Source organism: Apibacter sp. HY039, from assembly GCF_004023655.1.
Taxonomy (GTDB): Bacteria; Bacteroidota; Bacteroidia; order Flavobacteriales; family Weeksellaceae; genus Apibacter; species Apibacter raozihei.
On record NZ_SAYM01000005.1, the window covers coordinates 126,581 to 138,656 of the forward strand.

Consider the following 12,076-nt stretch of genomic DNA (forward strand, 5'->3'; position numbering starts at 1 on the left):
AAGAACAAGTTTATGTACCAGGTTGATCTAGATAAAGAAGAAGAAGAAATAGCCAGACGTTATAAGGATATGCTTCGTAATACCTATAGGGTATTGACTGACGAAAATAAAATTCTTATAAGAAAAGCTTTTGAAATAGCCAAAGAAGCTCATAAAGACCAAAGAAGAAAAACTGGAGAACCTTATATATATCACCCTTTGGCTGTTGCTAAAATTGTAGCAGATGAAATAGGTTTAGGTGCTACAAGCATCGTTTGTGCATTATTACATGATGTCGTAGAAGATACCGATTATACTGTAGAAGATATTAGTCGATTATTTAACCCCAAAATAGCTAAAATTATAGATGGGTTGACTAAAATATCCAATATAGATCATCAGAACCTGTCTATGCAGTCTGAAAATTACAGGAAACTTCTCTTAACGTTATCTGAAGATGTACGGGTAATTCTGGTTAAGATAGCGGACAGACTTCATAATATGAGGACTTTGGACAGTATGAAAGTCTCCAAACAAAAGAAAATTGCTGCAGAAACTACTTATATTTATGCCCCTTTAGCTCATCGTATGGGGTTATATACAATTAAATCCGAATTAGAGGATTTAAGTCTTAAATATACAGATCCGGAAAATTACATATTAATCGTAAAAAAATTAGAGGAAACAGAAATTCATCGTCAAAGATATGTTGACGAATTTACTAAGATTATAAGTGAGAGACTGAAAGATGAAAATTTAAATTTTTACATAAAAGGAAGACACAAATCTATATTTTCCATTTATAAAAAAATGAAAAAGCAAAATGTGTCTTTTGAAGAAGTTTATGATTTATTTGCTATAAGAATCATCTATAAATCGGATGTGAAAAATGAAAAATTTCTGGCATGGAAAATATATTCAATAGTTACTGATGAATTTATACCCAATCCAAGCAGGATGAGAGATTGGATAACTACACCTAGGTCTACAGGGTATGAAAGTCTTCACGTTACCGTTATAGGACCAGAATCCAAATGGGTAGAAGTACAGATTCGTTCGGAAAGAATGGATGAAATAGCCGAAAAAGGTATAGCTGCTCATTATAAATATAAAGAAGGATATAAAATAGAAGAAGATAATCAGATTGAAAACTGGATAACTCAGGTTCGTGAAATGCTCGAAAATCAGGATTCAACTAGTACTAAAGAACTTCTAGATGATTTTAAGCTTAATTTATATACAAAAGATATATTTATTTTTACGCCTAAAGGAGACTTAAAAGTTTTGTCAATTGGAGCTACAGCCTTAGATTTTGCATATTCTATACACTCAAGTATAGGAGATCATTGTTTGGGAGCTAAAGTCAATAATAAACTCGTTCCTTTAAGCCATAAACTTAAAAGTGGGGATCAGGTTGAGATATTAACATCTATAAATCAGAAACCAAAACCTGATTGGCTGGATTTTGTAACTACTTCCAAGGCAAGATCAAGAATAAAGGCAGCATTAAATACAGAGAAGAGAAAATATACGGAAGAAGGAAAAGAACTTTTAATTAGAAAATTAAGACATCTTAAAATAAACTTTACAGAAGCAGAACTTAATTCAATACAAAAATATTTTGGAGCTAAGACAAGTCATGATATTTTTTATCAGGTAGCTACAGGAGTAATAGATAGTAAAGAATTAAAAAAATATGCAGATAGTAAAGGAGTACTAAATAATTTTCTTTCACGATTTAGAAAGCGCCCTATATTAGTAGACCCTAAAGAAACCTCAGAGACCAAAGAAGAAGGTAAATTAGATATGATTGTCTTTGGTGATGACGAAAAAAAACTGGACTATCAATTGGCTCAGTGTTGTAATCCTATTCCCGGAGACAGAATTTTCGGATTTGTAACCATTAATAAAGGAATTAAAGTTCACAAAGAAACCTGCCCTAATGCAGTAGATATGCGGGCTAATTATGATTATAGAGTTATTCCTGCCAAGTGGGTTAATAGCGCCAATAGAAATTTTTTAATTGAAGTAGCATTAGAGGGGATTGACAGGACGGGAATACTTAATGATATAACAACTACTGTATCTAATATGTTGAAAGTAGATATTAAGAAAATTAATATAAACTCAGATGATGGAATTTTTAAAGGAAATCTAACATTATTTGTTAAAAATACGGTACAGTTGGAAGAAATACTTCAGGCACTTCACAGTTTAGAAGGAATAACGAAAGTTAAAAGAATTGAAAAAAAATAATTTCAAGTTATCATTAAATTAAGTTTACATAGTTATGTAAATAAGTTTTTTAAATGTATAATGATTTTTCATAATTAAAATACTGTTATACTTCTTATTATATAAATTTATAAAAATATAATTATTACAAATTTATAATTTAGAATACATATAATGTAAACTAAAAGTAAAAGACTTTGTAATATTTTTTGTAATTTGCAAGTCAGATAATATTTATTAGTTAATTTATTAGATAATACTTCTCGGTTTAGAATATTTTGCAGATTTGGTATTCAATTTTAGCACCTAAAAATCATTTATTTAAATTCATAAAACCTACAAAAAGTAGAATATAGATTAACTATGGGAAACCCGTTTAATGAAGCTTTGATTTCTTATATAAGAAATCATGTCCCTAAAAATGACGTAGTAAACATACTGATGGATACTTTATGTATTGGAAAAGAAGCGGCTTATAGAAGAATGAGAGGAGAGGTTATATTTACTCTTGATGAAGCTGCTAAAATTTCGTATCAGTTAGGAATATCGCTTGATAATATTATTGGTATTTATCACAATAAAAAAGCCGTTTTTGATGTTCAATTGTTTAATAATGAAAGTATTCATATTTTTATGAATAGTTATTGTACAACAATAAAAGAATATATTCAGGTTTTTAATAAAATTGAAAATATAAAAAAGTCTAAAGCAATATTAGCGTATAATTCGTTACCGTTTGTACTTTATACCCCCTATTCACATATACTTAAATTTAGATTATTTCGATGGATTCATCAGTCAGTAAGTTTACAAACTCCCGTTTTTTATTCAACAATAAATTTATCTAAAGAACTACTCACTACGCAAACAAAATACGCTCAAAATTTAGAATCATTAGCATCCACGCATATAATACTAGACAAAAATACATTTACATCTTTTATCATAGAAATTGAATACTTCTATAAACTTAATCTTATAACAGATGAAGAGCTTCTTAGTTTAAAAAAGGAGCTTAAACAGATGCTTGAAGATATGGAAGAACTTGCAAGGATTGGGAAAAATAAAAAAGGTAACGAGGTTTTAATTTATATATCCAATATTAATTTTGAAGCCTGTTATTCTTATTATGAATTTGAACAATTTCAAGTTAGCCATATGAGAGTGTTTAGTATCAATAGTATTAGCTATCAGGATCCGAAAGTATGTGAAGCACAGAAAGAATGGATTGAATCATTAAAAAGATATGCAGTACTGATTTCTCAAAGTGGTGAAATTCAAAGAATAGAATTTTTCAAAAGTCAATATGAGCACGTTGAAAATTTAGGAAAGAAAAAATCTTAAATCTTCTAAAATTTTTTTAAAATTAATACGATAGCTTAACTTATCTTCCAATAAATGAAGATACTTGCTTAAATTTTCATAAAACGAAAAAATAATCAGTTATAATTCTATAATTAGAAATAAAAAACAAACTATTACACTCATAACGAATCTAATAATTTGATAAATTAAGCTATCTTTACATTAATAATATTTACGGCATAATTAACACTAAAAAGCTTTAAATTAAACTATTAATTTTTTTCATTTAATAATTCCTGATACGCATTTTTTAAAGCTTCTTCTTCAGAAGGATTAACTTTAGGGAATTTCGGATTCATTTTTTGTAAAGTTTCCTTAATAACAGTTGCCATAATAAGCTGACCATATGATTTATTGTCACAAGGAATCACATACCAAGGACTCTGAGAGGTTGAAGTATTTTCCAATGCTGAAGTAAAGGCTTCCTGATATTTATCCCAGAACTTTCTTTCCTTTAAATCTGAAGAAGAAAATTTCCAGTTTTTTTCTTTATTTTCAATTCTTTTAATAAATCTTTTCTTTTGTTCCTCTTTACTGATATTAAGGAAAAATTTAATCACCTTAGTACCATTATTACACATATATTTTTCAAAATTTTTAATCTCTTTGTAACGAGTAGCAAAAAATTCGTCATTTATATCTTCAACGCTGCTAACAGAGGGCAAATTTTCATTTAAAATAAATTCAGGATGAACTTTACAAACCAGAACATTTTCATAATGAGAACGGTTAAATATTCCAATTTTACCTCTTTCAGGAAGTTTTAAGATATGTCTCCATAAATAATCATGCTCATATTCCAGTGATGAAGGTGTTTTAAATGCAGAAACCTCAACACCCTGAGGATTTACCCCTGTCATTATAGCCCTAATCGAACTATCTTTACCTGCAGCATCAATTCCTTGAAAAATAACAAGTAATGACTGTTTGTTTTCAGCATACAGAATATTCTGTAATTCATCTATTTGTTCAACAATTTTACTCAGTTCTTTTTTATTTGATTCTTTATCCTGAAACTTATCGGAAGCTTCAGTACCTATTTTTTTTATATTTAGCTTATCTCCTTCTTTTACAAGGAATTTTTCTATGTCAATTTCCATATTATTTTTTTGTTTTCAGTTAATTCTTTATATAAATTTATATATTGTTTTGCTTGGCTAAGCCATGAAAAATCAAGTTTCATCATCCTTTTTCTAAGGACGTGCAATAATCCTTTATCCTGAAAAATTTTTTCAGCTTTGGATATAGAAAATAAAATATCATCTAACGAAAAATAAGAAAATTTTATACCATAGCCGTCAATATCTTCAAAATTTTTTACAGTGTCTTCAAGACCACCTTTATTGCTTACAATAGGGACAGTTCCATATTTTAAAGAATAAAGCTGCCCTAAACCACAAGGTTCTTCACGTGAAGGCATTAGATAAAAATCTGCACCGGCAAATACTTGATGAACTATGCTTTCCTCAAGGGAAGGAATAAAATATAGTCTTTCTTTATTGGATATGTTTAACAACTCTAAACTTCTGGTTATTTCGTAGCCACCTTTTCCCATAACTATAAAATTTGATTGTAGACCAGTATCAATAACCTTTTCAATCAGATTTTCAAGTACATCTCCACCTTTAGCATTATTCAATTTTCCGATAAAAGCAATTAATGGTTTTTTATCATCCAGATTAAATTGTTTACAGAGAGATTTTTTATTTAAAGTTTTGCCTTTCTCAACTTTATTTAGTGAATAATTTTCACAAATCATAGGATCCGTTTCAGGATTCCAGATTGAATCATCAATTCCATTTAATAAGCCGATGCATTTATATCGGTTTATTTGAAAAATATATTCCAAACCATTTGAATCTAAACATAGTTGATCCATATAATTAGGTGAAACTGTTGTAACCTTATCTGCACAAGATATTCCGGAAGCCATTGAGTTAATCGAATTGTTCCATAAAATAAACTTTGTCTGAACCGGATCAAAGGAAGGAAGTTTATTTATTATCTCCAAAGGCATAATTCCTTGAAAAAAAGTATTATGAACCGTAAATACAACAGGAATATCTTTAAAACAATCGTAAGGCTGAGTATGTTTAATAAAAAATGGAATTAAACCGGTATTATGATCATGACAATGCAGGATATCAATTTTTCTGTTCCAGGTAATTAACCATTCTAATACACCTAATTGAAAAGCCAGAAATCGAATAGGATCATCATCATATCCATAAACATTTGGACGATCCAGCAGACTAGGTATATAAATAAAATATAAGTCATGATTTAAACTTACATTTTTATAGACCGAAAAACTTATCTTTTCTTCTTCTAAAAAAAAGCTTCCCTCATATACGGTGGTCAATTCTTCCGATTGTGTAAAACTATTATCGACAAAAGGAATAACAGTTTGAGTGTCTATATTATATTTTGACTGATATTTTGGTAATGCACCAATTACATCAGCTAGACCCCCGTTTTTAATAACCGGATAACATTCAGTACTAATATGTATAACCAGCATACCCTATTTTTTCATACATTTATGCTAATATAGATAAAAAAATAATTGGAATTTAGATAACATAAACAATTTATAAATTTTTAACATTTATATAAATTTATGAAAAAACAATTCTGATATTTGTGCCAATATCAAGTCCCATTAAAGAACTTGCACCTCCTACAGTTCGTAAATTGCTTTTATACATAGATATTTGTAAATAATCTGAAGAATTGAAAATGGCCAGAGCTTTCCCGTGGTATCTGTTTTCTTCCGATTCAGCATCTAGGATATCCGTATACTTATTTACAATTTCAGTAAATTCAACATTTCTTGCAAATAAGGTAAACTTTCTGTTCTTTCCGAATTGTCTAAATTGTTCCTTAGAAATATTTGTAATAGCATTGCCATAATTGTCAATATAAATAACCATACCTGATAATGAAGAATCTTCACTTTTTTCTACAGGTTTAGGCTGAGTCAGTTTTTTATATTCAGCAATCTTTCTACCCACTAAATCTAGCGTTCCTCCTCTAGCCAGATGACAGGCAACAGGAACAAAAATATCTTTTATAAGAAAACGAATTTCCTCATATTTGTTAATTGTTATTTCTACCAATTGATCCGGTATGAACTCACTATCAAGCAATGAAAGTATTCCATTGTCATTACAGATAAAAAAGTGACCATTCATCTCCGCAGCAATAGGTTTAACAAAAGGAGAAGGCAAAGCATCAACACCTATAATATGTATGGTTCCTTCCGGAAAATCTTTATATGAGTTTTTTAGAATATAAGCGGTTTGAATAAGATCAAAAGGCATAATCTGATGAGATATATCTACTAAGGTAACCTCAGAAAGCTGACTATATACGGCCCCTTTAATTGAAGGCACATGAAAGTCGTCTAATCCAAAATCGGTTGTGAGTGTTATTATTCCCATATTTTTATCTCTAACACAAAGTTATTGCTTATTTTTGTTTTGTAAAATTTTAAAACCGGTAAAATTTGAATCAATTACAAATCATATTAGAAGGAGTAGATCTGAAAATATTCTATGGTGAGTATAATCAGAATTTTAAGTTATTGGTAAACCATTTTCCAAAATTGAAAATAACGGGAAGAGATCAAATAATTTCAGTTTCTGGAAGTGATGAAGATATCGCTATTTTTGAAAGAAAAGTTAAAGAAATTACAGATTATATTAATAAATATAATAAGTTAAATGACTTTGCTATGGAAGGAATATTAAACAGATCCGATTTAATTAAAATAGCTGATAATGAAGATGATGTAATTGTTCATGGAATAGGAGGTAAATTAATACGTGCTAAATCAGAAAATTTAAAGAAACTGGTAGATTTAGTTGATAAAAATGACATGGTTTTTGCTGTTGGCCCTGCCGGGACAGGAAAGACTTATACTAGCGTGGCACTTGCAGTAAGAGCTTTAAAAAATAAAGAAGTAAAAAGATTAATTCTTACTCGCCCGGCTGTAGAAGCAGGTGAAAGTCTGGGATTTCTTCCCGGAGATTTAAAAGAAAAATTAGATCCCTATCTTCAACCACTATATGATGCCCTTAAAGATATGATAAGCCACGAAAAGCTTGCATCATACCTTGATAAAGGTATCATTGAAATAGCACCTCTGGCATTTATGAGAGGAAGAACTCTGGACGATGCATTTGTTATATTAGATGAAGCTCAGAATACAACACATTTACAGATGAAAATGTTTTTAACTCGTATGGGAGAAAATGCAAAGTTTATCATTACTGGAGATCCGGGTCAAATAGATTTGCTTAAACAACAAAAATCAGGATTGAAAGAAGCTATAGTTTTACTAAAAAATGTTAAAGGTATAGGATTTATTAAGCTCACTGAAATGGATGTGGTAAGGCATAAACTCGTAAAGAAAATATTGGAAGCTTATCATAAGCAGGAAGAAATTAACGAATAAAAATAGTGTAAATAATAAATTTGATTTTTTACCTACATTAGGTAACAATTTTCACTTTCATCTGTATTGCTTAAAAATGATTTTTATTAAATAAAATAATAAAAATTACAACTCCCTTTTTATTAATCCATATAAGTAATTATAAAAATAGTACACGTTATTTTAGTACTAATTTTAAATTATGATTATATTTAGTTTATATAAAAGCTAAAAAAATGGGAGAGTCTTTAAATGCAATTCGTAATCGGCCCCGTTTTAAAATTAAAACAACATTAACTCCGGATGAGTTTACAGAGCAGTTAAAAAAATATAAGGAAAGCAGAATTTGTGAAGTGGAAAGTGAAGGGCAAAAATTTTCTTTCAAAATAACTTCTCAGGAAACTTATATTGAAGTTCTAACTCCAGATGATCCTGTCTGGAAACCAAGACTGACTTTAAGGGCAGAAGAAGAACCCGGAGAATGTACGTATATTAGGGGGATATTTGGTCCAAGGCCGTCTGTCTGGACACTTTTTATGTTTTTATATATAGGTTTAGGAACAACATTAATAACTTTAGGATGTCTTTATTACTCTATGCATTTAGCAAAAAGTAAAAATGATGAAGATTTTAACTGGGTTGGAATTGCCTCAATATTTTGCATTATCGGTTTAATTATTACCTATGCTGCTGTTAAATTAGGACAAATTAAATCCAGAAAACAAATGCAGCAATTAAGGAAATTTGCTGAAAATGTTGTGCTTAAGTTTGAACAAGAAGAAGATATAAAAAATTAAATATTCAATTTTTCATGAATGATGTCTACAATTTTAGAATAAGTTTCTTGCTTACTTAATTCTGAATTGTCTATCAAATAAGCATCAGAAGCTTTTTTTAAGGGAGCAATGTCTCTGTTTTCATCAATAAAATCCCTTTGTTTTAGATTTTCAGTAACCTCTTCAAGAGTAATGGGGCTTTTTTTGTTTTGAAATTCTAAAAAGCGTCTTGCAGCCCGGACCTCAACACTGGCTGTAATAAAAAATTTTAGATCTGCGTTAGGAAAAACTACAGTTCCAATATCTCTTCCATCCATAACAATACCTCCAACATTACCTATTTTTCTTTGTTGATCAACTAAAAAAGTACGTATTTCGGCAACTTTAGCAACAGATGAAACCTGTTCGGAAACTTGCATATCACGAATTTCTGATTCAACATTCTTTTGATTCAGATAGGTTTCGTTTTCTTTTGTTTCCGGATTAAATTTGAAGTTTATCTGAATTAAATTTAAATGTTTAATTAATTCACCTGCATCAATAGAGTTTCCTTTATAATAATTTTCAATACCATAAAGAGTTACCGCCCTGTACATGGCACCGGTATCAATATGTTTCCATCCAAATTCTTTAGCAAGCATTTTGGCGTAAGTACTCTTTCCTGTAGAAGAATAACCATCAATAGCAATAATATATTTGTCTATATCTTTTTTCATATTATAGTAAGTTACCAGTCGTATCTGGGAGCAAGTAAATTTTCTATGTCTATACGAAGACCAAAAGTATGAGTATTCCCAGCAGCATTGTACCTGCCCCAGGCATAATCTAAACGGAAATAAGAAATTTTTATTCCAAAACCAGCAGTAATACCAGCAAAGGATCTTTGATCAGCGATAGCTAATTCATTTCCTCTTTTAAAATTATATCCTGCTCTTAAATTAAATCCAGCTTCAGGGAACAATTCTGCCCCTATAGAAACGTGATCTATAATTTTACGTCCAACTCCTACTTTCTGTCCATTTTTATCTGTAGGAGAAGATATATTGAATTTTTGTAAATCATGTAACGTAACGTTTAGTTCCAGAGGAATTCTTTCAAATCTCTGAGAAATTCCCAGATTAGCCTGAATAGGTAATTTTTCCCTTCTATCGTTATAATACGTTAATTGCTTACCAAAGTTACGCACTACGGCAGAAACGGTTGTGTAATAATCAATATCATGAAAAACAACTCCAATGTCAGCTAAAATAGCAGAAGAACTATATCTTTCAATTTTGCTGGTTACATAAGAAAGATTACCTCCAACTGTAAAAAAATCAGAAATTCGATAAGCATAGCCCAATGTTACAGCAGCATCATTAGCGGAAAAATTTCCGGTTGCAATTCCTGATTCATCAGCTCCTTTTAAATCACCATAATCTATATATCTACCATGAACAGCAAAAAAATGTTCGCTTTCCTCTGGATTAAATACATAAGAAAGTGAGCCTGATTTTACTCCTGCTAAATATGAAGAATAATTAAGTCCGGCCTGATTATGCATGCGTTCGTTCATCATTGCAGGATTAAACATGGCCATATTAGGATCGTTATCCCATGACGAATTAGCATTACCACCTAAAGCAGATTGTCTTGCAGATACAGTCATATTCATAAATGTATAAATTTCCTCTCCCATCTGAGCATAAGAATATGAGTAGAAGCTAATAAATATGAATAAGGTTAATCTTTTCATTTATCTGATATAACTACAGAAATAATGCAGTATATAAGTTATAAACTAATTTTTTTTTAAGTTATTATTCATTAAAATATCAATATCCTAAAAGATTTAGAATTTCCTTATAAGTTTGCTCTTCTCGGAATACTTCATAGGTAAACTCTCCATCTTTATTTCTGTTTATAAGAATATGTTTCGGTTGAGGTACCAAGCAATGGTGAACACCACCAAAACCGCTGATAGCATCTTGATAAGCCCCTGTATTAAAGAAACCAATATATAATGGTTTATCTTCACTATAAATAGGAAGATATATGGCGTTAACATGTTGTTCAGAATTGTAATAATCATCACTATCACAAGTGAGCCCTCCAAGAAAAACTCTTTCATACGAATCTTCCCATCGGTTGACAGGGAGCATCAAAAATCTTCTCGAAATAGCCCAGGAGTCTGGAAGAGTGGTCATGAAAGAACTATTGATCATGTTCCATTTTTCTCTGTCATTTTGCCTTTTCTGGTTCAGTATTTTATAAACGATTCCACCGCTTTCACCGACTGTATAGGAACCGAATTCAGTATAAATAGTAGGTTCTTCAACACCTTCTTCCTCACAAAATTTCTTAATTTGATAAACGATTTCATTAATCATATAATAATAATCGTATTCAAAATTTAATGACGTTTTAATAGGAAAACCACCACCTATATTTAAAGAATCTACTTCCGGAGCAATTTTTTTCAAACGTGCATACACTCGTAGACATTTATACAATTCATTCCAGTAATACGAAGTATCTTTAATTCCCGTATTAATGAAAAAATGCAGCATTTTTAATCGCGCATGCGGATGATTTTGAATTTTTTGCGCATAAAAAGGAACAATATCTTTATAACCAATTCCTAAACGTGAAGTATAAAACTCAAATTTAGGTTCTTCTTCAGAAGCAATTCTGATTCCTACATTAAAATTAGTATCAATACTGTCTGAAAGAAGATCAAGTTCACGGAAATTATCCAATACAGGAATAATGTTGGAAAATCCATTATTAATCATTTCAGAAATAATCTGCAAATATTCATCGGTTTTAAAACCATTACATATAACTTCTATATCTTGTGTAACCTTTCCTTTTTCATACATACGACGTATGATTTCCATGTCATTAGAAAAAGAAGTTTCTATGCTTATTTTATTTTTTAAAGCTTCATCCAGTATAAATGAAAAATGGCTGGATTTGGTGCAATAGCAATATCGATAATCGTTTTTATAATCGTTCTCTTTAAAAGCCTTTTTAAACCAACGTTTAGTTTGTTGTATATTTTGTGATATCTTGGGGAGATATGTAAACTTAAAAGGAGTTCCGAATTTTTCAATTAGTTCCATTAAAGGGATTTCATGAAAGAATAAATTTCCATCTTCGACTTTGAACTCTGGCTGAGGAAAATCAAAAGTCTGCTGGATTAAATCATGGTATTTTATTTTCATTTTATAATTGCAAAAAAGTTCAAAGCACAAATATCTTTAAAAATATTAGTAAAATGGATAGTTTTTTGTTAAAATAA

General features: G+C 29.9%; 10 protein-coding genes. 4 read left to right on the forward strand and 6 right to left on the reverse strand.

What is annotated here, in order from left to right; genetic code table 11:
- Window positions 1-12: 12 nt before the first annotated feature.
- Together EQ921_RS11145 and EQ921_RS11150 are read left to right on the forward strand one after the other, a co-directional pair.
- A complete protein-coding gene (locus EQ921_RS11145; RefSeq protein WP_128151770.1) occupies window positions 13-2,235 on the forward strand; it encodes a bifunctional (p)ppGpp synthetase/guanosine-3',5'-bis(diphosphate) 3'-pyrophosphohydrolase in 2,223 nt (740 codons plus the stop codon).
- Window positions 2,236-2,577: 342 nt separating this feature from the next.
- Entirely contained in the window at window positions 2,578-3,558 is a 981-nt protein-coding gene (locus EQ921_RS11150) for a hypothetical protein (RefSeq protein WP_128331709.1), read from the forward strand.
- Between the two features lie 233 nt (window positions 3,559-3,791).
- On the opposite strand, the gene EQ921_RS11155 is transcribed toward EQ921_RS11150, so the two are convergent.
- The 3 genes from EQ921_RS11155 to EQ921_RS11165 all read right to left on the reverse strand — a co-directional run bounded on the left by EQ921_RS11155 (window position 3,792) and on the right by EQ921_RS11165 (window position 7,022).
- Window positions 3,792-4,679 (reverse strand): PPK2 family polyphosphate kinase, encoded by an 888-nt coding sequence (locus EQ921_RS11155; protein WP_128331710.1) that lies wholly within the window; start codon window positions 4,677-4,679, stop codon window positions 3,792-3,794.
- Window positions 4,664-6,100 (reverse strand): glycogen synthase, encoded by a 1,437-nt coding sequence (locus tag EQ921_RS11160; RefSeq protein WP_128331711.1) that lies wholly within the window; start codon window positions 6,098-6,100, stop codon window positions 4,664-4,666. The genes EQ921_RS11155 and EQ921_RS11160 overlap by 16 nt, the downstream gene beginning before the upstream one ends.
- Before the next feature lie 97 nt (window positions 6,101-6,197).
- Window positions 6,198-7,022: an S-adenosyl-l-methionine hydroxide adenosyltransferase family protein gene (locus tag EQ921_RS11165; protein WP_128151779.1), complete on the reverse strand. Its 825-nt coding sequence runs from the start codon at window positions 7,020-7,022 to the stop codon at window positions 6,198-6,200.
- Window positions 7,023-7,087: 65 nt separating this feature from the next.
- Between EQ921_RS11165 and EQ921_RS11170 the strand changes: the two genes are divergently transcribed.
- Both EQ921_RS11170 and EQ921_RS11175 read left to right on the forward strand, forming a co-directional pair.
- Window positions 7,088-8,038 carry a PhoH family protein gene (locus EQ921_RS11170; protein WP_128151781.1) on the forward strand — a complete coding sequence of 317 codons (951 nt, stop codon included), beginning with the start codon at window positions 7,088-7,090 and terminating at the stop codon, window positions 8,036-8,038.
- Window positions 8,039-8,253: 215 nt separating this feature from the next.
- Window positions 8,254-8,814 carry a hypothetical protein gene (locus EQ921_RS11175; protein WP_128331712.1) on the forward strand — a complete coding sequence of 187 codons (561 nt, stop codon included), beginning with the start codon at window positions 8,254-8,256 and terminating at the stop codon, window positions 8,812-8,814.
- Here EQ921_RS11175 and cmk read toward each other — a convergent pair.
- The 3 genes from cmk to EQ921_RS11190 form a co-directional block, all read right to left on the reverse strand.
- Window positions 8,811-9,509 (reverse strand): (d)CMP kinase, encoded by a 699-nt coding sequence (gene cmk, locus EQ921_RS11180; RefSeq protein WP_255424485.1) that lies wholly within the window; start codon window positions 9,507-9,509, stop codon window positions 8,811-8,813. The two genes, EQ921_RS11175 and cmk, sit on opposite strands and share 4 nt — an antisense overlap.
- An 11-nt stretch (window positions 9,510-9,520) precedes the next feature.
- Window positions 9,521-10,528 carry a type IX secretion system protein PorQ gene (gene porQ, locus EQ921_RS11185; RefSeq protein WP_128331713.1) on the reverse strand — a complete coding sequence of 336 codons (1,008 nt, stop codon included), beginning with the start codon at window positions 10,526-10,528 and terminating at the stop codon, window positions 9,521-9,523.
- Between the two features lie 79 nt (window positions 10,529-10,607).
- Window positions 10,608-11,999, reverse strand: coding sequence for an arginine decarboxylase (locus EQ921_RS11190; RefSeq protein ID WP_128331714.1), 1,392 nt, complete (start codon window positions 11,997-11,999; stop codon window positions 10,608-10,610).
- Window positions 12,000-12,076 lie beyond the last annotated feature (77 nt).

Bases quoted from the DNA above. Each gene is read 5' to 3' on its own strand.
- EQ921_RS11190 (WP_128331714.1), bottom strand. From the start codon at position 11,999: ATGAAAATAAAATACCATGATTTAATCCAGCAGACTTTTGATTTTCCT.
- EQ921_RS11150 (WP_128331709.1), top strand. From the start codon at position 2,578: ATGGGAAACCCGTTTAATGAAGCTTTGATTTCTTATATAAGAAATCAT.
- cmk (WP_255424485.1), bottom strand. From the start codon at position 9,509: ATGAAAAAAGATATAGACAAATATATTATTGCTATTGATGGTTATTCT.
- porQ (WP_128331713.1), bottom strand. From the start codon at position 10,528: ATGAAAAGATTAACCTTATTCATATTTATTAGCTTCTACTCATATTCT.
- EQ921_RS11175 (WP_128331712.1), top strand. From the start codon at position 8,254: ATGGGAGAGTCTTTAAATGCAATTCGTAATCGGCCCCGTTTTAAAATT.
- EQ921_RS11165 (WP_128151779.1), bottom strand. From the start codon at position 7,022: ATGGGAATAATAACACTCACAACCGATTTTGGATTAGACGACTTTCAT.
- EQ921_RS11155 (WP_128331710.1), bottom strand. From the start codon at position 4,679: ATGGAAATTGACATAGAAAAATTCCTTGTAAAAGAAGGAGATAAGCTA.
- EQ921_RS11160 (WP_128331711.1), bottom strand. From the start codon at position 6,100: ATGCTGGTTATACATATTAGTACTGAATGTTATCCGGTTATTAAAAAC.
- EQ921_RS11145 (WP_128151770.1), top strand. From the start codon at position 13: ATGTACCAGGTTGATCTAGATAAAGAAGAAGAAGAAATAGCCAGACGT.